The 20,456-nt window shown below is 69.9% G+C and carries 17 protein-coding genes; 11 read left to right on the forward strand and 6 right to left on the reverse strand.

The genetic code is table 11. The annotated features are described in order from the left end of the window. Nucleotides 1–64: 64 nt before the first annotated feature. The 3 genes from AB0I59_RS15040 to AB0I59_RS15050 form a co-directional block, all read right to left on the reverse strand. On the reverse strand, nt 65–718 hold the full coding sequence (locus AB0I59_RS15040) for a DUF4328 domain-containing protein (protein WP_358133029.1): 654 nt from the start codon (nt 716–718) through the stop codon (nt 65–67). Between the two features lie 208 nt (nt 719–926). Continuing rightward, nucleotides 927–2,240 (reverse strand): MFS transporter, encoded by a 1,314-nt coding sequence (locus AB0I59_RS15045; protein ID WP_358133031.1) that lies wholly within the window; start codon nt 2,238–2,240, stop codon nt 927–929. Further along, nucleotides 2,237–2,842: a winged helix-turn-helix domain-containing protein gene (locus tag AB0I59_RS15050; RefSeq protein WP_358133034.1), complete on the reverse strand. Its 606-nt coding sequence runs from the start codon at nt 2,840–2,842 to the stop codon at nt 2,237–2,239. The genes AB0I59_RS15045 and AB0I59_RS15050 overlap by 4 nt, the downstream gene beginning before the upstream one ends. 134 nt (nt 2,843–2,976) lie before the next feature. Between AB0I59_RS15050 and AB0I59_RS15055 the strand changes: the two genes are divergently transcribed. Next, nucleotides 2,977–3,435, forward strand: a complete 459-nt coding sequence (locus AB0I59_RS15055) for a MarR family winged helix-turn-helix transcriptional regulator (RefSeq protein ID WP_061258548.1) — start codon at nt 2,977–2,979, stop codon at nt 3,433–3,435. Between the two features lie 72 nt (nt 3,436–3,507). On the opposite strand, the gene AB0I59_RS15060 is transcribed toward AB0I59_RS15055, so the two are convergent. Both AB0I59_RS15060 and AB0I59_RS15065 read right to left on the reverse strand, forming a co-directional pair. Continuing rightward, nucleotides 3,508–4,116, reverse strand: coding sequence for a dihydrofolate reductase family protein (locus AB0I59_RS15060; RefSeq protein WP_061258547.1), 609 nt, complete (start codon nt 4,114–4,116; stop codon nt 3,508–3,510). Between the two features lie 256 nt (nt 4,117–4,372). Further along, nucleotides 4,373–6,328: a heavy metal translocating P-type ATPase gene (locus tag AB0I59_RS15065; protein ID WP_358133038.1), complete on the reverse strand. Its 1,956-nt coding sequence runs from the start codon at nt 6,326–6,328 to the stop codon at nt 4,373–4,375. 111 nt (nt 6,329–6,439) lie between these two features. Between AB0I59_RS15065 and AB0I59_RS15070 the strand changes: the two genes are divergently transcribed. The 7 genes from AB0I59_RS15070 (at nt 6,440) to AB0I59_RS15100 (ending at nt 14,602) form a co-directional block, all read left to right on the forward strand. Beyond that, a complete protein-coding gene (locus AB0I59_RS15070; protein WP_061258545.1) occupies nt 6,440–6,865 on the forward strand; it encodes an ArsR/SmtB family transcription factor in 426 nt (141 codons plus the stop codon). Nucleotides 6,866–7,283: 418 nt separating this feature from the next. Beyond that, nucleotides 7,284–7,382, forward strand: a complete 99-nt coding sequence (locus tag AB0I59_RS15075) for an IS3 family transposase (RefSeq protein ID WP_358133417.1) — start codon at nt 7,284–7,286, stop codon at nt 7,380–7,382. A 718-nt stretch (nt 7,383–8,100) separates the two neighbouring features. Beyond that, nucleotides 8,101–9,681, forward strand: coding sequence for an ABC transporter substrate-binding protein (locus AB0I59_RS15080; protein ID WP_082777262.1), 1,581 nt, complete (start codon nt 8,101–8,103; stop codon nt 9,679–9,681). A 22-nt stretch (nt 9,682–9,703) separates the two neighbouring features. Further along, nucleotides 9,704–10,675 (forward strand): ABC transporter permease, encoded by a 972-nt coding sequence (locus tag AB0I59_RS15085; RefSeq protein ID WP_358133042.1) that lies wholly within the window; start codon nt 9,704–9,706, stop codon nt 10,673–10,675. Next, the gene (locus AB0I59_RS15090; protein WP_358133045.1) at nt 10,672–12,612 is read left to right on the forward strand and encodes a dipeptide/oligopeptide/nickel ABC transporter permease/ATP-binding protein; all 1,941 of its coding nucleotides are present in this window, start codon (nt 10,672–10,674) and stop codon (nt 12,610–12,612) included. The genes AB0I59_RS15085 and AB0I59_RS15090 overlap by 4 nt, the downstream gene beginning before the upstream one ends. Continuing rightward, complete coding sequence (locus AB0I59_RS15095; RefSeq protein ID WP_358133048.1) at nt 12,612–13,427, forward strand: ABC transporter ATP-binding protein; 816 nt, start codon at nt 12,612–12,614, stop codon at nt 13,425–13,427. The genes AB0I59_RS15090 and AB0I59_RS15095 overlap by 1 nt, the downstream gene beginning before the upstream one ends. Further along, nucleotides 13,427–14,602: a M20 metallopeptidase family protein gene (locus AB0I59_RS15100; RefSeq protein WP_358133051.1), complete on the forward strand. Its 1,176-nt coding sequence runs from the start codon at nt 13,427–13,429 to the stop codon at nt 14,600–14,602. The genes AB0I59_RS15095 and AB0I59_RS15100 overlap by 1 nt, the downstream gene beginning before the upstream one ends. A 95-nt stretch (nt 14,603–14,697) precedes the next feature. Here the strand turns inward: AB0I59_RS15100 and AB0I59_RS15105 are convergent, their stop codons facing one another. Then, nucleotides 14,698–16,173 (reverse strand): S10 family peptidase, encoded by a 1,476-nt coding sequence (locus tag AB0I59_RS15105; protein WP_358133054.1) that lies wholly within the window; start codon nt 16,171–16,173, stop codon nt 14,698–14,700. Between the two features lie 200 nt (nt 16,174–16,373). Here AB0I59_RS15105 and AB0I59_RS15110 point away from each other — a divergent pair, with 200 nt between their 5' ends. The 3 genes from AB0I59_RS15110 (at nt 16,374) to AB0I59_RS15120 (ending at nt 20,410) form a co-directional block, all read left to right on the forward strand. After that, nucleotides 16,374–17,786 carry a S10 family serine carboxypeptidase-like protein gene (locus AB0I59_RS15110; RefSeq protein ID WP_358133056.1) on the forward strand — a complete coding sequence of 471 codons (1,413 nt, stop codon included), beginning with the start codon at nt 16,374–16,376 and terminating at the stop codon, nt 17,784–17,786. Nucleotides 17,787–18,002: 216 nt separating this feature from the next. After that, nucleotides 18,003–19,208, forward strand: coding sequence for an amidohydrolase family protein (locus AB0I59_RS15115; RefSeq protein WP_358133059.1), 1,206 nt, complete (start codon nt 18,003–18,005; stop codon nt 19,206–19,208). Beyond that, nucleotides 19,205–20,410: a M20 metallopeptidase family protein gene (locus AB0I59_RS15120; RefSeq protein ID WP_061258654.1), complete on the forward strand. Its 1,206-nt coding sequence runs from the start codon at nt 19,205–19,207 to the stop codon at nt 20,408–20,410. The genes AB0I59_RS15115 and AB0I59_RS15120 overlap by 4 nt, the downstream gene beginning before the upstream one ends. The last annotated feature ends 46 nt before the right edge of the window (nt 20,411–20,456 follow it).

Raw genomic sequence — 20,456 nt, forward strand, 5'->3', positions numbered from 1 at the left:
CCGACGCGCAGGGATGCGCAGCGCGGATCCCGGTGACAGGAGCCCGGCGGCTCGGCGGCGGTGGTCAGGCGACCGGTTCCGCCTCGGGTACGCGGGCGATCTCCTGAAATGCGGTGATCTTCAGGACGACCGCGATGGCGAGCGCGCCCGCGACCAGCGCCAGCACGACATGAGCGGCGAGAACCGCGGGGGCGAGGACATCCTTGCTCACCAGAGTGATGGAGCCGAGCGGCTTCCTGCTGGACATGACGCGGGCCGCCGCTCCTCCGGCCGCGATCATCGCCAGGTAGGCGAGCCACCACGTCCAGACGAGAGCCGGCCGGAGGGCCGTACGGAGGTCGCCGCCGAAGCCGCGCGGACCGTGGCCCGGCCTCGATGCGGCCCAGATGTCGTCGATGATGCCTTTGGGGACGAACAGGTTGGCGACGGGCAGGAACCAGCCCGCCATCATGAACAGCGCGGCGTACCGGTGGAAGCACTCCGGGGAGATGGCGTACGCGTTGGCGCGGGCGCGCGACAGCCAGCCGAGGACGGCGATCCCCGCCGGGACATGGGCGAGCGCGTACAGACCGATCAGAAGCCAGGACCGCCGGTCGTGGGGCTCGCCGCCGACGAGGTACGCCGTGGACATCCCGGCGGACGCGACGGCCGACACTGCGAGCAGGACCACGGCCGTGGTTCCCAAGGCGCGGATCGGGCGCAGGGAGCGTACCGGCACCCAGCACACATTCATACGGGGTCCTTCAGGGGAAAGATCACGAAAGATCGAGTCGCGCCAGTATGCCGGATCTTCGGCCTCGTCTGCCCTTCGCGCTTCACGCCGGGAGCGGGAGTTCGCGGCGCGGGCCGAGGTGGTCGACGGCCGGGTGCGTCGACCGGTGAGGACGCCGCGAGCGGGCGGTCCGGCCTTCCACCGGCGACGCCGGTCAGCGAGGTGGCAGAACCGGCTCCGCATCGGGAAGCGGCAGCCCCGGCTCGCCGTACGCCCGGCGGGAGGCCGGTAGGTCCCGCGAGCGCCGGATCGGGGAGAAGAGCAGGATCAGCGCGGCGGCCGGGACCCCGGCGGTCATGATCCACATGGCCGGGCGAACACCGAGCACGGCGCCCAGTCCTCCGGCGAGCAGAGCTCCCAGCGGGATCGTTCCGTAATTCAGGAAGGAGATGCTCGCCGTCAGGCGACCGAGGAGCTCCGGCGGACAGTAACGCTGCTGGAAGCTCGCCTTGATCACATTGCCGGCCACCACGCCCGCCGAGACGCAGAATCCGCCGATCACGTAGAGCGAGAGCCCGGCTCCGGCGAAAGAGAGCGGGATGAGCAGCGCGAACACCGCGAGCCCGAGTTCGAACACCAGCGTCGCCCGGGCCGTACCGATCCGCTCGGCGACCCCACGTGCCACGAGGGCCCCCGCGACGCCACCGCTGCTGGTGGCGGCGATGAGTCCGCCGATCGCGCCGGGAGCCAGGCCGACGCTCTCGGCGAGGAAGACGACCTGGATCGACTGGTAGCCCATGAGGGCCAGGTTGGAGGCGGATCCGAAGAGCGTCAGCGTACGAAGCCAGGGATCGCGGACGACCAGCCGCAGGCCGTCCCCGACGTCGCCGAGCAGCGCCCCGGAACGGAGGCCGATCCTGTCGGCGGGTGGTTCCCGGTGCCGGATGCCCGTCAGGCACAGGACGGAGACGAGGAACGTCCCCGCGTTGACGAGCATCCCGTTCACCGCACCCGCCACCTGCGCGACCAGGCCCGCGGCTCCGAGCCCGGCGATCTGTGCGGCTGACGCGCTGCCGTGCAGCTTGGCGTTGCCCTCGGGTTGGTCGCGGGCGTCGAGAATGCTGGGGAGGTAGGCGGTGTAGGCGGTCTGGAAGAACACCGCGGCCGCGCCTGTCAGCAGCGCCACGACCAGCAGCAGGCCCACGTTCAGATGGCCGGTCCATCCCGCCACCGGAACGGCGGCGAACAGCACGAGGGATACCGCGGCGGCGGCCAGCATGATCGGCTTGCGGCGCGTCCGGTCCACCCAGACGCCGGCGGGGAGGCCGATGACCAGCCAGGGCAACCAGGCGGAGGCGCTCAGCAGGCCGACCTCGAACGTACCGGCGTGCAACGTGGAGACGGCGATCAGCGGCATGGTCACGCGCGTGACCGAGGCGCCGAACTTGCCCGAGGTCTCACCGCACCACAGCAGCCGGAAGTCGCGATGGCGGCGCAGGAGGCCACCGCCGCGCGTGTCGCGACTCATGCGCCGCCCCGCCTCCCGCGGGGGAACGACTGGATCTGCACGATGATCGGCAGCGCGCCCGGGGCGGGTTCGGCGTCCTGCGGAAGGGTGTGGCGGGCGATGACGGCCATCAGTTCGGCGTTGAGCGTCTTGAGCTGGGCGGGCGTCATCCGCAGGTCTCGCCAGTCGGAGATGGTGCCGGCTCGCTGCCAGTCGTCGTCCCAGTCCTCGTTCAGGTAGGTCACGACCCGGTTGAAGTACTGCTGCACCAGCTCGTGCATATAGACCGAGAGGGCGCCCCTGGCGTCGGGATCGTCGCGGAAGTCGGCCGTTGAAAGGATCTTGGGTTCGTCGACCACCCGCCACCAGCGCTCACGCTTGGTTCCGCGCCCCACCTCCTCCTCGATGAAGCCGTGCTGGGCGAGGTGCCGCAGATGCCAGCTCACCGTGCCGGTGTTCTCGTCGAGACGCGCGGCGAGCCCCGTGGCGGTGGCGGGGCCGTCGATCGTCAGCAGCTCCAGGATGCTCATCCGCAGAGGGTGAGCCAGCCCGCGCAGGCTTCGGGAGTCGAGCCGCCGCCTGGGCTTGGTGGGAGGCAGGCCGTGTTCGGACTCGTGGGTCATCCCGGCACCCTACATCTTGCAGCGTGTCCTCTGCATAGTGTCCTCTGCGAAGAACTCTCTGCATCCTTTGCGCTGTCGGCGAGGGCCGGGCAGGCGATCGTGGGTTATGCCAACAAACTTGCTAGACTCGCGAGATGGTGGACGAGACGGCCGACAGCGCCGCCCCCGCGCGGTTGATGACCACGCCGAGCTGGCTGATCACGCAGACCGCGACACATGCCCATCGTTTTGTCTCCGAAGGGCTCGCCGCCGTGGACGCGCGCGCCTACCACTACCGGCTGCTGGCCGCGCTGGAGGAGTTCGGGCCGGCCAGCCAGGCGGCGCTGGGCCGCCGGTGCGGTGTCGACCGCAGCGACATGGTCGCGATGATCAATGAGCTCGCCGACAGGAAGCTGCTCGAACGCGCTCCCGACCCCAGCGACCGGCGCAGGAACATCATCACGATCACACCGGCCGGGGTGCGGCAGCTCCGGCGGCTCGACGACGTGCTGGCCGAGGTCCAGGACGTCCTGCTCGCTCCGCTCGCCGCCGAGGAGCGGGACCAGCTGGCCGGCCTGCTCGCCCGGGTCCTGCGCCACCACCAGTACGGATGACCCCGGCCGACGCCGCCGAAGCGACCCACCCGCGACGCCGCCGGGCTCGGCCTCGCGGCGCCGGAGAGGGCGTTATACGACAGAACCGTACGAGGGCTTGCCCGCCCACTCGTACGTCATGTACACGACGCCGGCGTCGGTGACGGTCGACCCGGTGAGCTTCAGCCCGGCCGGAGCGGTCCCCTCGGCGAACAGCCGCTTTCCCTGGCCGAGGACGACGGGGAAGGTCAGCAGACGGTACTCGTCGACCAGTTCGGCCTTCTGCAACGAATGAATGAGGTCGCTGCTGCCCTGGACGAGGATCTCGCCGTCGGTGCTCCGCTTGAGATCGGCGACCGTCTGAGCCGCCTCGCCCACCAGGACCTGAGTGTTGCGCCACTCGGCGTTCATCGGCGTCCTGGTGGTGACGTACTTCGGCATGCTGTTGATCTTGGCGCCGCCCTCCTCGTCGGGCACGCCGGGCCAGTGCGAAGCGAGGATGTCGTACGACCTGCGCCCCAGAAGCATGCCGTCCGCGCGGTCGAACTGCTCGCCCATGATGCGGCCGAACCCCTCGTCCACGTGCGGGGGCAGCCATCCGCTGTGCTGGAAGTCGTTGGAATCGTCCTCGCCGGGCCCGCCGGGAGCCTGCATGACACCGTCCAGCGACACGAAGGTCGAAACCACCAGTCTGCTCGCCATCTGCCGTTCCTTCTCTCGCGTTGGGGGAAGAGCGGATCCGTCCGGCCCGCTGCGTTCATGTTCCTTCAGCCTGGCGGAGCCCGCTTACGGATTCCTTAAGGTCCCCTTCGACACGGCAGCCGACACTGATGGCTTGATACGGATGGCTTGATACGGATGGCTTGATACGGATGGCTTGATACGGATGGCGACCAGCGTCCACGCACCGAGGGGACGCACGGGATTCCAGACGTCCTCTCGCGCGACGTCCTCACCCTCAAGCCGGCGCCTCCACGTCCGCGCGGGCGCGCAGCCAGGCTGCCTCGCGCAGCAGCCGCAGGCCGTTGAGGCCCACGATCACGGTCGAGCCCTCGTGCCCGAGGACGCCGAGCGGCAGTGGCAGGGTGCCGGCCAGATCCCAGATCACCAGGCCCGAGATGAACACCGACGCGATCACCAGGTTCTGCACGACCAGCCGCCTGGCCCGCCGCGACAGCGCGACGACGGTGGGGATGGTGATCAGCTCGTCGCGCACGACCACGGCGTCGGCCGTCTCCAGGGCGAGATCGGACCCGGCCCGGCCCATCGCGACCCCCGTGTGCGCGGCGGCGAGCGCCGGCGCGTCGTTGACGCCGTCGCCGACCACCAGCACCTTGCGGCCGGTCGACTGCAGGTCGCGGACGACGGCCACCTTGTCCTGGGGGAGCAGCCCGGCACGGACGTCGGCGATGCCCGCCTCGCTCGCCAGGCGCTCCGCCGCGCGCGGGTTGTCGCCGGTGATCAGGACCGGGGACGTTCCGGTCAGTGAGGCCAGCGCGGTCACGGTCGCGGCCGCCTCGGGGCGCGCCTGGTCGGCGATGCCGATCACCCCGGCGGGGCTGCCGTCGACCTCCACCAGCACCGCGGTGCGGCCCTCCGTCTCCAGCTCGGCGACCAGGGCCGCGGCGTCCGGGCTGCGGGTCTGGTCCAGCATCCGGATCGGGCTGCCGACCGCGACCTTGCGACCCCGCACGGTGGCGGCCACCCCGGTGCCGGGTGTGGAGGTGAAGTCCTCCGCCACGGGCACGCCGACACCGCGGGCGCGGGCGGCGTCGACGACCGCGCGGGCCAGCGGGTGCTCGCTGGGGTGCTCGGCCGCCGAGGCGAGGGCGAGCAGGCCGTGGTCGTCCAGGCCGGATCCGCGCAGCACCCGCACCTCCGTGACGTACGGGGTGCCCTCGGTCAGTGTGCCGGTCTTGTCCAGCGCGGCCGCGTCCACCTGTCCGAGGCGTTCCATCACGGCGGCGGACTTGACCAGCACGCCGTGCCGTCCCGCGTTGGCGATGGCGGACAGCAGCGGCGGCATGGTGGCCAGGACGACCGCGCAGGGTGAGGCGACGATCATGAAGGTCATGGCGCGCAGCAGGGCCCCGGTGAGATCGGCGCCCAGGGCCAGCGGCACGGCGAAGACGGCGAGCGTGGCGACGACGATCCCGGCGGAGTAGCGCTGCTCGACCTTCTCGATGAAGAGTTGCGTCCTGGCCTTGGTCCTGGACGCCTCCTCGACCATGGCCACGATCCGGGCGATGACCGACTCCGAGGCGTCCCGGTCCACCCGCACGCGCATGGCGCCGGTGCCGTTCACGGTGCCGGCGAAGACCTCGTCGCCGACCTCCTTGACCACCGGCAGCGGCTCGCCCGTGATGGTGGCCTGGTCCACCTCGCCGGCTCCGGACAACACGCGGCCGTCGGCGCCCACCCGCTCGCCGGGCCGGATCAGGATCACGTCGCCGACCGCCAGATCGGTCGTGGGGACGACCGCCTCGCGGCCGTCGGCGAGTAGCCGGGTGGCGGTGGCCGGCGCGAGGTCGAGCAGGCCGCGCACCGAGTCCGCGGTGCGGGCGGTGGCCAGCGCCTCCAGCGCGCCGGAGGTGGCGAAGATGACGATGAGCAGGCCGCCGTCCATGACCTGCCCGATGCAGGCCGCTCCGATCGCCGCCACGATCATCAGCAGGTCCACGTCCAGGGTCTTGTCACGCAGCGCCAGCAGCCCGGACCTGGCCGGCTCCCAGCCCCCGGCGATGTAGGCCAGGCCGTACAGCGGGCCCCATGCCCACGCGGGCGCGCCCAGCAGCTGCAGGGGCAGCGCGAGCAGGAAGAACACCGTCGCGGCGGCGGCCCAGCGGGCCTCCGGAAGCGCGAAGACGCGCGTTCTGCGTCTGGGCGTGTCGCGCGCGCCGGGCGCTGTGTTCACGGCGGAGGACATGGTGGAGGGCCCTTTCGTACGGGCGGGGGTGTACCGACCCCATCCACCATACAGGAATACATGAACACCCTTTCATCTATCGCGGGTAGACTGTCCGCCATGGGCCACAAGACCGTCCCCGTCACGCGAACCGCCGTTCCCCGTGCCCGCCTGGACGCGGCCAGCGCACCGAAGGTGGCGGCCACACTGCAGGCCCTCGCCACCCCGTCCCGCCTGCTGATCCTGGCCCGGTTGCGGGAAGGGCCCCTGCCCGCGACCGAGCTGGCCACGGCGGTCGGGATGGAGCAGTCCGCCTGCTCCCACCAGCTTCGCCTGCTGCGCAACCTCGGCCTCGTGGTGGGGGAGCGGCGTGGCCGGTCGGTGGTCTACGGGCTGTACGACCATCACGTCGCCGAGCTCCTCGACCAGGCTCTCTACCACGTCGAGCATCTCCAGCTCGGCCTCAGCGAGACCCCGGAGCGGGACGCCGATGAGGGCATGGACCAGGCCGTCGCGCAGGTCGCGGGCGCCTCGGCCCTTGAGTAGCGACCCGAACGGCCAACGGCGTTAGCGAGGAGAGCGGGGCGCGGTTTCCGCCGCCCGGCGTTCTCTCGGGCGTTAGGGGAGGGTCAGGATGACCGGTCCGTCGTCGGTGACGATCCGGCCCCGGCCTCGTGCATGATCTGGCGGGTCGGCCCGTCGAGTGAAGTCGGCCCGGTTTGGCGGACTCCTGACCTCTGGGTAACCCTGGTTCCCGGAAGGAGTCCACTGTGCCGAACAACTATCCGCCGCAATTCCGCCGGCAGATGGTGGAACTGGCGCGTGCGGGACAGTCACCGGAGGGGCTCGCCAAGGAGTTCGAGTCCTCCGCGCAGTCGATCCGTACCTGGGTGCGTCAGGCCGACCTCGATGACGGCTGCCGCCAAGAAGGCCTGACCAGCGCCGAGAAGGACGAGCTGGCCCGATCCACCGGCACCATACGACCTCCGACGAGGTGTATGGGGCGCCACGCATCCACGCCGACCTGCGCGCGATCGACGGGAAGAAGGTGGGCCGCAAGTGAGTGGCCCGGCTTATGCGCGCGCCCGGCCGGCCGGTGTCTCCCGGCGTAAGGGCTGCCGCCCGGTGATCGCGGATGGCGGGCTGCGGCCGCGTCGGAGCTGGTGAAGCGGAAGTTCGAAGCGAGCGACCCGGGCGGTCAGCCCAGTACGCCTCGATCGCCTTCGGCCGGCGGTGCGAGCAGGCGGGAGTTCGCCTCTCGACGGGCAGGACCGGCGCGTCGTGATCACGCAGGTCACACATGGTTGCCATGAATCATTGTAACGAATACAGTGTTTCGCCATCAGCGGGGGGAGGGGTCCGATGAAGGAACAGGCCGATAGTGATCTGCTCGCCGACGCGCCCAGCGTCCATGGGGTCCCGCGCGGCTTCTCCATCCCCGGCGTCCGGTTCGATGTCGCCTCCCATGCGCTGTGCTCGTGTGCCGACCGGATCGACTCCATTGCCATCGGCGGCGATTCCCGGAGCGCCGCATGGGGATCTCGGATCAGGCCGGCGCGACGCCGGCGTCCCGTATGGCGGCTCTGGGCGGTGCAGGCTCGGCCGCGGAGGGGGAGGGGTGCGGGTCGGGCGGTTCATTGAGCGCGCGTGGGTCATGGCGGTCTCGCGCGCCTGAGGTTCGTGTCACGAATCGTTACACCGTCGAAACATCAGTATCTACATAATTCATAACATTCATTTAGTGCCGGGCGTGTGCTCCGCGCCTGTGTTGAAGGACCACCATGAAACGAAGCATTGTTACCCTCGTCGGTGCCGTAGGTGCGAGCGTGCTCGCGCTGACCGGCTGCAGCGCGACCGGCAATGGCGACGCAGCGTCGGACGGCGTCACCTACGCGCTCGCCGGCGACCCGGGCCAGCTCAACCCCATAAAGAACGCGACCGTGGCGGCCCAGAACCTCGCCGCGTTCGGCTACGAGTCTCTCGTGTCCTTCACGGCTGGCGCCGACCCGCAGGGACTGCTCGCCGAGAAGTGGGAGGAGTCGACCACCGAGCTGCGCTTCACCCTCAAGAACGGCATCGTCTGCGCCGACGGATCCCCGCTGACCGCAAGCGACGTCAAGGCGAGCTTCGACTATGCCGGCCTCAAGGAGACCGGATCCCCGTACCGCGGCGTGTACTTCCCGGCCACCGGACTCAAGATCGACGCCGATGACGCGAGCCGCACTGTCACGTTCCACAGTGACACCCCGCAGAGCTTCCTGCTCGCGACGATCGGCCTCATGCCGGTCGTCTGCCACGCAGGCTCGGCCGACCCCAGCAAGCTCGACAAGGAGTGGATCGGCACCGGCCCGTACAAGCTCGCCGAGTCGTCGCCCGGCCAGAGTTACACGCTCAAGCTCCGCCCCGAGTACGGATGGGGCGCCGGTGGAGTGACCGCCAAGACGCAAGGACTGCCCGCCACCGTGACCGTCCAGGTCGTCGAGAGCGAGTCGACGATCGCCAACATGCTCCAGTCGGGTGAGGTGAACCTCGGGCTCATCGCCGGCGACGATCGCCAGCGTCTCGACTCGCTCGGCCTCAACAAGATCGACGTGCCGGCTCGCCCGGGCCTGGTGTTCTTCAACCAGGCCAAGGGTCGCGCGACCCACGACCTCGCCGTGCGCCAGGCGCTCGCCGGCGCCATCGACCGCGACGCGGTCGGCAAGGTGAGCACGGGCGGTCGCGGCACGCCGATGAAGAGCCTCACGACGTCGTACAGCAACGTCTGCAAGACGACCGACATCACTCCGGCGCTCACGGCGTTCGACAAGGACGCCGCGGCGGCCGCGCTCGACAAGGGCGGCTGGGTGAAGGGCGCGAACGGCACCCGGGAGAAGGACGGCAAGCCGCTGTCGCTCGTGCTGCTCTATCCCGCGAACTCCGACAAGTCGGCCGTCTCGGGTATCGAACTCATCCAGCAGCAGCTCGCCGAGATCGGGGTGAAGGCGACCCCGACGCCGTCGCCGTCGTACACCGACGTCATCTTCCAGGGTGGCGACTGGGACATGTTGTGGGCTCCCATCTCGACGACCCTGCCGAACACGTGGCAGGGCATCCTCTCGGGTGACTTCCCCCCGAAGGGCGGCAACTGGACGTACAACACCAACCAGGAGTTCTTCGACCTGGCCGCCACGGCCCAGGGCCAGGCCGGCGAAAAGAGCTGCGGCAGCTGGGAGGCCGCGCAGCGGTCGCTGGTCAAGGACCTCGAAGTGCTGCCGCTGTACGAGTCGACCGAGACCGCCTACGGCAACGGCGTCAAGTTCAACCTGAACTCGAACACGCTCGTAGTGCCCACCAGCCTGCGCGTGTCGGAGTCGAAGTAGTCTGATGACGCCCTCGACATCCGTGTCCGGTAGCCGCCGCGGCGGCTACCGGTGGCTCGGCTTCCTTCTGCGCCGCACGGGGCGCATGCTCGTCGCGATGTGGGTGATCATCACGGTCGCGTTCCTCGTGCTGCGGATGGCGGGGGGCGACCCCGTCCGTTCCGCGCTCGGCGCGACCGCCGACGAGAGCGTGGTGCAGGCCCGACGGGAGATGCTCGGCCTGAACGATCCCCTCATCGTGCAGTACTTCGACTATCTCGCGGGTCTGTTCCGCGGCGATCTCGGTGTCTCGATCATCACGGGCCGCTCCGTCACCGAGCTCGTCTCGCACCGGCTGCCCGCGACGCTCGAGCTCGCCGGCATCGCCTTCCTCGTCGTGCTGCTCGTCGCCGTCCCGGTGGGTCTCGGCATCGCGATCATCACCCAGGGCAACGGCCGCCGCGGCGTCGAGACGGTCTTCACGGGGGTCACGGCCTTCATCGCCGCCATCCCCGAATACCTCCTGGGCGTGGTCCTCGTCATCGTCTTCGCCATCACGCTGCACGCGTTCCCCGTCGCCGGGCGCACAGGCCCGGCGTCGTACCTGCTGCCCGTGATCGCCCTCTCCGTGTCGGCGGCCGCGTCCATCTCACGCATCGCCCGTATCGAGGCTCTCCACACGCTCAAGGATGACTATGTGCGTACGGCGCGCTCGAAGCGGCTCCCCGCCTGGATGGTCTACTTCCGGCACGCCCTGCCGAACATGCTCACCGCGACGCTCACGATCGGCGGGACGCTGCTCGGGGCGATGATCGCGGGCAGCGTGCTCGTCGAGCAGGTGTTCAACTGGCCGGGGCTCGGAATGGCATTCGTAGGAGCCATCACGACGAAGGACTACGGCATCGTCCAGGGCCTCGCGCTCGTGTACGCCGCGATCATCCTCGTCGTCAACCTGCTCGTCGACCTCGTGCTCTCCCTGCTCGACCGGCGTACCTCGCTCCTGGAGACCTCATGACGACCCGCCGTTCCGCACTGTCGCGGCAGCCGATGGCGATCATCGCCGTGTGCATGCTCGGGGTGCTGGTCCTGCTCGCCGTGTTCGCTCCGGTCGTGTGGGGCGACGAGGCCGTGGCGGCGGATCCCGACTCCATCGCGCTGCCCCTGTCCGCTGAGCACCTGCTCGGCACCGACAAGCTCGGTCGCGACATCCTCCTCCGCACGCTCGTGGCCACCCGGCTTTCGCTCGTGATGGCCATCGCGGCGACACTCATCGGCGCGTGCATCGGCCTGCTGCTCGGGGCCATGCCCGCGGTGTTCGGCGCTCGCGCCCAGCGTTGGTTCGCGAGCGTCGTCAGCACGTGGCTCGCGTTCCCGGTGCTCCTCGTGGCCATGCTCACGGTAGTTCTCCTCGGGCCGGGGGCCACGACCGCGGTGGTCGCCCTCGCGCTCACGATGACACCGTCGTTCGCGCGCCTCGCGCAGACGCTCTCCTCGCGCGTCGGCGGCTCAGAGTTCCTTGCCGCCGCGCGCATGCTCGGTGTCTCTCGGAGGCGCCAGTTCACGCGGTACGTGCTTCCGAACATCGCCGAGCCCGTCATCGTCAACGTGACCACCTCGATCGGAGGTGGCCTGCTCGCGCTGTCCAGCCTGAGCTTCCTCGGCGTCGGCGTGCAGCCGCCGGACTTCGACTGGGGACGCCTGCTCAGCGAGGGATTCGGTGAGGTGTACAACTCGCCCGTCGCCGCCATCGGTCCCGGTGTCGCCGTCGTGTTCGCCGGCCTCGCGTTCAGCATGCTCGGTGAGTCGCTCGCCGCGCATTTGCGCAACCGCGAGCACGGGAAGGCGTTGTCGCCTCGCCGGCTCGGCCCGGCACCGGTCGCCGAGCGACCGGCGGAGACGCCGTCCGCGTCCGCGACCGACTGCGCGGAGACGATCGTCCCGCTTCTCGAGGTCGACGGACTCTCGGTCTCCTTTCCCGGACCGGACGGCTGGATTCGCCCCGTCCAGGATGTTTCCTTCCGCATCGCCCCGGGTGAGATCGTGGGCGTGGTCGGCGAGTCCGGCAGCGGCAAGAGCGTCACCATGATGTCGGTCGCGCAGCTCGCCCCGGCGGGTGCGGCCGTGACCGCCCGACGGCTCCGTTTCGACGGCGAGGACCTGACCGGCCTCACGCCCGCGGCTGCGGGCAAGGTGCTCGGGACCCGCGTCGGCGTGGTCTTCCAGGACTCCCTCATGGCGCTCAATCCCGCCCTGCGCGTCGGTACCCAGCTCGCCGAGATCCCGCGCGTCCATGGCGCCGTCGGCCGTAGACGGGCGCATGAGATGGCGGTCCGAGCGCTCGACGACGTGCAGATCCCCGATGCCGCGCACCGCGCTCAGCAGTTCCCGCACGAGTTCTCAGGAGGCATGCGCCAGCGTGCGCTCATCGCGATGTCGCAGATCGGCTCGCCGTCGCTCATCATCGCCGACGAGCCCACCACGGCGCTCGACGTGACCGTCCAACGGCGTGTGCTCGCGCTTCTCCGTCGCGAGTGCGCCGAGTCGGGCGCGGCCGCCATCGTCGTGTCGCACGACGTCGCCGTCCTGGCCGAGCTCTGCCAGCGGGTTCTCGTGATGTACGCCGGCCGCGTCGTCGAGGACGTCGACATCGCCCTCCTCGCGACCCCGGAGCGGCTTGCGCATCCCTACACAAGGGCGCTCACCGCATCGCTTCCCGACCTCGACACCGACCGAACCACGCCGCTGGTGACGATCCCCGGCGAGCCGCCGGACCTGTCGCGTCCCATAACGGGGTGCGCCTTCGCCGCCCGCTGCGCGTTCGCGACCGAGCTCTGCCGGACCGAGACCCCCGTCCCTGTTCCGCACCGCCACGGCGGCCGGGTCGCGTGCTGGCATCCGCAAGACGCGATCGCACCTGACACGACACCTGGACGCGAGGAGGTAGGAGCCTGATGGCCGAACTCGTCATCGAGGACTTGGTCGTGACCTTCGGTCACCGTCAACGCGCCTTCAACGCCGTCGACGGGGTTTCGCTGACCGTACCGCACGGTACGATCGTGGGCCTGGTCGGGGAGTCGGGGTCGGGCAAGTCCACCGTCGCACGCACGGTCGCCGGGCTGCAGCGCGCGACATCCGGGCGCATCACGCTCGACGGCGACGACCTACTGCATACGCGCGGCGTGGATCGTCGTCACCGTGCCCAAGGCGTGCAGATGATCTTCCAGGACCCCTACTCGTCGCTGAACCCGCGTATGACCGTCGGCGAGACGATCGAGGAGGCCCTGACCACGCACCGCGACCTCAACGCGAAGCAGCGGGCCGCATCCGTCCGCGAACTGCTCGAGCTCGTGCGCCTGAAGCCGGCGGTCGCAGGCCAGTACCCGTCGCAGATATCGGGCGGGATGCGACAGCGCGTGGCCATCGCGCGGTGCCTCGCCGTGCGTCCGCGGCTCATCGTCGCCGACGAGATCACTTCGGCGCTCGACGCCTCGGTCCAGGGCGCGGTGCTCAACCTCATCCGCGACCTGCAGCGTGAGCTCGAACTTTCGATGATCTTCATCACCCACAACCTCGCCGCCGTCCGCTATATCGCCGATACCACCGCGGTGATGAGCCGTGGACGCGTGGTCGAGTACGGTGACGCAGAGGAGATCGTCGCGAATCCGCGCCATCCGTACACCCAGGCGCTCGTGTCGGCGATCCCGCGCATCGAGAACGCGGGCACCGACCACCTGCTCCGACTCGCCGATGAGGACGGTCTGCGTTGATGCACGAGGACGCCCGCCGGATCCTGCCCGAGCTCATCCGCCTGCGCCGCGGGCTCCACGCGGACCCCGAGATCGGCCTGCGGTTGCCAAGGACCCAGGAGCGGGTCATCACCGCGCTGGCGGACCTCGACCTCGAGGTCACGCTCGGCAAGGAACTGGATTCGGTCGTGGCGGTGCTACGAGGCGGCCGTCCCGGACCGGTCGTGCTGCTGCGTGCCGACATGGACGCGTTGCCCATGCGTGAGGAGGTCGACCTGCCCTATCGCGCGCGTGGAGACGCGATGCACGCGTGCGGACACGACCTCCACGTGGCCGGACTCGTCGGTGCCGCGATGCTCCTGCACACGCGGCGCGAACAGCTCGCCGGCGACGTCGTGTTCATGTTCCAGCCCGGCGAGGAGCTCGGCGACGGCGCTGCTCGCATGATCGCCGAGGGGGTGCTCGACGCCGCGGGGGCGCGCCCCACTGCGGCCTACGGCATCCACGTGGTACCAGGCGAGTTCGGCGTCTTCTCGACGCGTCCGGGGCCGCTCATGGCCGGGTGCGCCGAGTTGGATGTCGTCGTCCGGGGTCGAGGCGGCCACGCTTCCGCCCCGCACCTCACGGTCGATCCCGTGCCCGCCGTCGCCGAGCTCGTCCAGGCACTCCAGACGTTCGTGACGCGCCGGTTCGACGTCTTCGACCCTGTGGTCCTCACCACGACGCAACTGCAGGCGGGTGGAGTGGCCCGCAACATCATTACGGATGAGGCCAAGCTCGGCGCGACGATCCGCATGCTGTCAGCGGATGTGCTCGACCGGCTGCAGGCCGAGCTTCCCGAGCTGGTCAGGGGCGTCGCCGCGGCCCACGGGTGCGACGCCGACGTCGAGGTACGCGTGGTGTGCCCCCCGACGGTCAATGATCCGGCCCTCGCAACCGACGCGTTGGCCACGCTGTCGGCGACCTTCGGCGACGAGCGCGTCCGCGTCTCACCCGCTCCCGTCATGGGATCCGAGGATTTCAGCCAGGTCCTCCGCGAAGTGCCCGGGGTCTTCGTCTTCCTCCGCGCGACGCCGCGCGACATCGATCACGAGACGGCCGCGCCGAACCATTCGCCGCACGTCGTCTTCGACGACGCCGTACTCGCCGACCAGGCCGTCGCGCTCGCGTCGCTGGCGATCCGGCACCTCGGCTGACTGTGAGGACGGCGTCGGTGGCCTGACGCAGGCAATCGGCGAGCCGTGCGGTGCCCATGCCCCGCGCGGCTCGCTCTGCCTCGCTCGCCGAACCGTCAGGAGGGGTCGACCGGCTTGTGAGCGGTCGATCGGGCGTAGAAGGCCGCGAGGTCGGCCTTCATCCGCGCTACGACGACCTCGTCGACGAACGTCATGTGGCCCGATTCGTAGAAACGGAACTCGATGTTCCCGCGCAGATGCGGGGCGAGATACAGCTTGGCGATGTCGACTTCGGCGCCGAAGAACGGAGTCGCGAGGTCGTAGATGCCGCCCATCACCGCGACCCGCAGGTTCGGGTTGCGGCGCATCGCCGCCGAGAGGTCGAGGCTCACGACGGGCACCGGCATCGGTTCGTCGACGCCGGGGGCCTTGTGGTGCCAGTCCCATGCACGCGAGATCACCATGTTGTACAGGTGGCGGTAGTGCAGATCGCTCGTGTAGCCGAGATCGCCGGCGAGGTGCTCCCGGAACGCCGAGAGGTGCGCGCTGTTCACGCCGGCGGTCGCCGCGTCGTCGGTCGCGGGATCGTGCGAGCCGGTGCCGACCACGTACTGGTGATCGGCGACGAAACGAGTGTCGAAGCGGCCGACGACCCGGCCCTTGTCGGCGAGGAGGGCGTAGCGGAACGGCTCCATGCCGATGCGGAACCGACGCTGGCGCACGAGGTCGGCATCGAGGCCGGTGAACGCGCTGAACCGCTCGGCGACCGCCTGCTCACGATCGGCGGGGAGCCGGTCGCCGAGCTGGAGCGCCGTCGCGTACTCGCCCTGTGCGAACTCGCGCGCCTGATCCAGCACCTGCTCGATGCTCGTCGCGTCGATGCGGGACCGGCCGTGATACCAAGCGGTCGCGGCGAACGAAGGCAGGAGGTTGATGTGCTCCTGGTCGAGACCGAGGTGGTTCTCCGCCCAGTTGAGCATGGTCGAGAGCAGCACGACGCCGTTGAAGTCGAGCCCCTGGTTCTGCAGCCGATGCACGAGCGCGGCCGCTCGCGTCGTGCCGTACGACTCGCCGAAGAGGAAACGGGGCGCGTTCCAGTTGTTCGTGAGGGTGAGGTAGCGGGTGATCGCGCGGGCGAACGCGTCGACGTCCTGGTCGACGCCCCAGACCTCCGCGGCCGATGTGTCGCCGAGCAGGCGCGAATAGCCGGTGCCGGGGGCGTCGAGGAAGACGAGATCGCTGTGCTCGAGCAGGCTGTGCGGGTTGTCGTCGACGGTGTACGGCGGGGGCGGGGTCGCCGCCGGTGTCGCGGTCGGCGTGCGCTTCGGCCCGAACCCGCCGATGTTGAGCCACAGGCTCGCCGAGCCGGGTCCACCGTTGAAGAGGAAGGTGATCGGTCGCCTCGGGGCGCCTTCCTCCTGGAGGGCGGAGTACGCGACGTAGAACATGCTCGTCCTCGGGCGCCCCTGGTCGTCCTGGACGACGACGGTTCCCGCGGCCGCGGTGTACTCGAGCGTGCGCTCGCCGAATCGGATCGTGTGCCGGGTCTCGAAGCGTTCCTCCGCGTCGACTGCGGCTACGAGATCGGTCATCCTGCTCCAATCAATACATACGATTATTGCGAATAGCCTAGCGGAATGTTCCGTGATGGCCCGTTCACGCGATGTGTGGGGCTACGTCGTCTACGGGCCCCCGCTTCGGTTCCTGGCTGCTGTTGACAGTGGTAACTTCCGTTTCATATCATCCTAAATGATTATAACTATTTAGGTGATGGCTTCGCGAGGACCACGACATGCCCCAGCACTACACGAGCCGGCACTCCGCAGTGATCCGTGACGCCCGCGTTGAATTCACGGCGGAGGTGCGGCGCATCTCGATCGCCGACGAGTCGGAGCGCACGCTCGGCGACGCGTGGACATTCGCGTACATCCGGGACCCGGCGGAGGCGGAGCGCCCGGTGCTCTTCCTCTTCAATGGCGGGCCGGGCTGTGCCTCTGTGTGGCTCCACCTTGGTGGGCTCGGCCCCTGGCGCGCCGCGGTGCCCGGTGAGCTCGACGCCGCACCCGTCGTGCGCGACGCGCTGGCACCGAGCCCCGACGCCCTCATCGACATCGCCGACCTGGTGTTCGTCGATCCGATCAACACCGGCTTCGGCCGACTCGCTGACGGCGTCGAACCCGCCGCGATCTCGAGCGTCGACCGCGACGCCGCGATCACCGCGCAGATCGTACGGTCGTGGCTGGAGCGCCACAACCGGCTCGAATCACCTGTCTACCTGCTCGGCGAGAGCTACGGCACGATCCGAGCCGCACTCACCGCCACAGCCCTTCTCGCCGCCGATGAGCCGGTCGCGGTTTCCGGCGTCGCCATGCTCGGCCAGTGCGTGAACGCGCAGGAGACCACGCAACGTCCGGGCAACCCCGTCGGGTTCGTCGCCGCCCTCCCGCTGCTCGCCGCCACCGCCTGGTACCACGGGAAGAGCGCCCACGGCGCGCTCGCCCTGGATGAGGTGGTGCGCCGGGCGCATGCGTTCGCCGTGGACGAGTACGCGGTGGCGCTGCTCACCGACGAGATGCCTGCCTCCGTCGTCGAGCGACTGGCGGGCTTCACCGGACTCGGCACCGCGGAACTCCGGTCCCGCCGCCTGCGTGTCGACAAAGAGGAGTTCCGTACGCTGCTCCTGGCGGACCGAGGGCTCGTGCTCGGGCTGACTGACGCGCGCTACACCTTGCCTGCCCCAGCCGGTACAGGCGAGCCGCATATCGACGCCGCGTCCGTACGACTCGATCCCGTCTTCTATGCCGCCGCACGGCGATTGTTCACCGAGCACTTGGGGATCCCCCGCGAGCGGCGCTACCGCGTCGCCGTCGCCGCTCATGAACGCTGGAACTACCTGGAGAACGCTGCCGTCGCACGGTTCGGCGGCAGCGCGATGCCCTCGCCCTTCGCGATGTTCGACTACCCGGCGCACCTCGCGGCGCTGCTCCGTGCGAACGCCGGCGCGCGCCTGTTCTTCGGCACCGGATACTTCGACACCCTGACGACCGTCGGCTCGCTCGAGCACCTGCGCTCGCAGTATGGACTGCCGGCCGCGCGTCTGCGCGAGGGACGCTACCCGGCCGGACACATGATGTACACCGATCCCCACAGCTTGACTGCGCTGTCGGACGACCTCAGGGCCTTCATCCGCGAGGGAACAGCGTGACCGACAACGCCGGGAGCGCACCCGCGCGACTCGACTTTCTCGCACGGTGAGGCCCAGCCGACGACGTGCGTGCCATCCACCTTCAGGATCCCCACGCGTGCGACCTGACGGAGCGCACGTGCGGGTCAACCCGAGATGTGGCATCGCCGGCGTCGGCATCGACACACTCGCGCGGCAGATGGCCGCGCTCGGCAACAGCAGGGAAGGGAAGTAAGCATGGCGGATGTCGCATTCGTCGGTGGACGCGTGGTGACCGGCACCGGCCACGTCATCGACCGCGGCACGGTCCTGGTGCGAAACGGCGTCATCGAACGCGTCGACGACGATCTACTCGTACCCAAGGGCGTCCCCATCATCGAGGCGGACGGGTGCTGGGTGCTCCCCGGGTTCGTCGACACGCACACCCACATCGGCGCCCACGAGGACGGTGAAGGCCCCGCGGGCGCGGATGCCAGCGAGGTCAGCGCACCTGACATGTCCGCCGTGCGTGCCATCGACGGCATCAACATCGAGGACCGCGCCTTCCGGGACGCGCTCGCGGGCGGAGTCACGACCGTCGTCGTGAAGCCCGGATCGGGCAACCCGATCGGCGGGACGAGCGTGGCGATGAAGACCTGGGGCGGCCGGACCGTCGACGAGCAGGTCGTGAAGCATCCGGTCGGGATGAAGTCGGCCCTGGGCGAGAACCCCAAGCACGCCTGGGGGGAGCGCGGTCAGCTGCCGCGCACCCGGCTCGGCGTCGCGCTCGTCATCCGGAAGGCGCTCATCGCGGCGGGCGAGTACGCCGCCCGGCGGGCCGACGCCCAAGAGAAGGGCGAGTTCTTCGCACGCGACCTCGGCAAGGAGGCGCTCGCCGCCGCACTGGCAGCCGACCTCGTGTGGGACCAGCACGTGCACCGCCACGACGACATCGCGACCGCACTGCGGATCGCCGACGAGTTCAACCTTCGCCTCGTGCTCAACCACGGCACTGAGGCCCACCGGCTCGCCGCCGAGCTGGCCGAACGCGACGTGCCCGTCATCTTCGGTCCAGTGCTCAGCACCCGAGGCAAGGTCGAGACCCGCGAGGCGTCCGTGAACAATCTCGTCGCGCTGACGCGGGCCGGCGTCCGCACCGCCATCTGCACCGACCACCCGGTGGTGCCGATCGATGCTCTCGTTCTCCAGGCGGCCGTCGCCCGAAGAGCCGGACTGACCTGGGACGAGGCGATCTCGGCGATCAGCTCGGTCGCGGCTGAGATCGCCGGGCTCGACGAGCGGGTCGGCGCACTGGAGCCAGGCCGCGACGGCGATGTCGTCGTGTGGAGCGGCGACCCGCTCGAGGTCGGCTCGACCGTTGAGCGCGTGCACATCCACGGACGTGAGGTCTACCGAGTCGAGAGCGGCGCGCCGATCGTGGCGGATCGGTGGGCCGGGCGATGAGCGCGTCGACGCCCGAGTCGCTGCGCGAGGACGCCGCCGGACTCGCCGAAGGCCTCATCGCACTTCGACGCCGTCTGCATCGCGAACCCGAGGTGGGCTTCGACCTGCCCCGCACCCAGGCGGCGATCATCGAGATGCTCAAGCCGCTCGAGCTTGAGATCCGCACGGGTGAGCGCCTCAGTTCCGTGACCGCCGTCCTTCGTGGAGACCGGCCCGGCCCCTCGGTGCTGCTGCGGGCGGACATGGACGCCCTTGCGATCCGTGAGGAGACCGGACTGGAGTTCGCGTCGCAGAACGGTGCCATGCACGCCTGCGGCCACGATCTGCACGTCGCCGGCCTCGTCGGTGCGGCGCAGCTGCTCGCGGCTCGGCGATCCGAGATCCGCGGTTCCGTCGTCTTCATGTTCCAGCCCGGAGAGGAAGCGGGCGGGGGCGCGCCCCTGATGATCGACGAGGGCGTTCTCGAGGCGGCCGGGCAGCGCGTCGAGGCGGCGTATGGCATCCACGTTCTCCCCGGTGCGCCCGGCACATTCTCCACGCGTCCCGGTCCGCTCATGGGCGGTGCGAACGTGCTGCGTGTGCGGGTCATCGGGCGCGGCGGACACGGTTCGCGCCCTCACGAGGCCGTGGATCCGGTACCGGTGCTCGCAGAGATCGTGCTCGCGCTTCAGTCGTACGTCACCCGTCGCGTCTCCGTGTTCGATCCGGTCGTCATCTCGGTGGCGAAGCTCGCGGCGAGCGACGTGCTCAACGTGATCCCGGAGCATGCGGAGCTCGGCGGGACGGTGCGCACCATGTCGAAGGCGTCGTCCGAACGCCTGGCCACGGAGTTGCCCGCGCTCGCGACGCGTATCGCGGAAGCCCACGGCTGCCGCGCTGAGACGGAGTTCGAGATCGTCTATCCGGTCACCGTCAACGACGCGGAGCGCGCCGAAGTCGCCATCCACACGCTGGCCGAGACCTTCGGGGCCGACCGCGTGCATCGGCTCGAGTCGCCGGTGATGGCTTCGGAGGACTTCTCGTTCGTGCTCGACGAGGTGCCCGGAGCCTTCGTGTTCCTGGGGGCGACGCCGTCCCACGTCGATCCGGCGCAGGCCGAGATGAACCACTCGCCTCGTGCGGTTTTCGACGATGGCGTGCTCGCCGACCAGGCTGTGGCGCTCGCCGCACTCGCGCTACGCCACGTCACAGCTCGGGGCTGAGCGGCTCGGCGTGGGTTGTGCCGCGATGGCGGCGTGACGACCGCCT

The organism is Microtetraspora glauca, assembly GCF_040656155.1.
Classification (GTDB): Bacteria; Actinomycetota; Actinomycetes; order Streptosporangiales; family Streptosporangiaceae; genus Microtetraspora; species Microtetraspora glauca.

What these genes read in the sequence shown, in the direction of transcription:
- AB0I59_RS15045 (WP_358133031.1), bottom strand. Translation starts at nt 2,240, where the DNA reads ATGAGTCGCGACACGCGCGGCGGTGGCCTCCTGCGCCGCCATCGCGAC.
- AB0I59_RS15050 (WP_358133034.1), bottom strand. Translation starts at nt 2,842, where the DNA reads ATGACCCACGAGTCCGAACACGGCCTGCCTCCCACCAAGCCCAGGCGG.
- AB0I59_RS15055 (WP_061258548.1), top strand. Translation starts at nt 2,977, where the DNA reads ATGGTGGACGAGACGGCCGACAGCGCCGCCCCCGCGCGGTTGATGACC.
- AB0I59_RS15060 (WP_061258547.1), bottom strand. Translation starts at nt 4,116, where the DNA reads ATGGCGAGCAGACTGGTGGTTTCGACCTTCGTGTCGCTGGACGGTGTC.
- AB0I59_RS15070 (WP_061258545.1), top strand. Translation starts at nt 6,440, where the DNA reads ATGGGCCACAAGACCGTCCCCGTCACGCGAACCGCCGTTCCCCGTGCC.
- AB0I59_RS15080 (WP_082777262.1), top strand. Translation starts at nt 8,101, where the DNA reads ATGAAACGAAGCATTGTTACCCTCGTCGGTGCCGTAGGTGCGAGCGTG.
- AB0I59_RS15090 (WP_358133045.1), top strand. Translation starts at nt 10,672, where the DNA reads ATGACGACCCGCCGTTCCGCACTGTCGCGGCAGCCGATGGCGATCATC.
- AB0I59_RS15095 (WP_358133048.1), top strand. Translation starts at nt 12,612, where the DNA reads ATGGCCGAACTCGTCATCGAGGACTTGGTCGTGACCTTCGGTCACCGT.
- AB0I59_RS15100 (WP_358133051.1), top strand. Translation starts at nt 13,427, where the DNA reads ATGCACGAGGACGCCCGCCGGATCCTGCCCGAGCTCATCCGCCTGCGC.
- AB0I59_RS15105 (WP_358133054.1), bottom strand. Translation starts at nt 16,173, where the DNA reads ATGACCGATCTCGTAGCCGCAGTCGACGCGGAGGAACGCTTCGAGACC.
- AB0I59_RS15110 (WP_358133056.1), top strand. Translation starts at nt 16,374, where the DNA reads ATGCCCCAGCACTACACGAGCCGGCACTCCGCAGTGATCCGTGACGCC.
- AB0I59_RS15115 (WP_358133059.1), top strand. Translation starts at nt 18,003, where the DNA reads ATGGCGGATGTCGCATTCGTCGGTGGACGCGTGGTGACCGGCACCGGC.
- AB0I59_RS15120 (WP_061258654.1), top strand. Translation starts at nt 19,205, where the DNA reads ATGAGCGCGTCGACGCCCGAGTCGCTGCGCGAGGACGCCGCCGGACTC.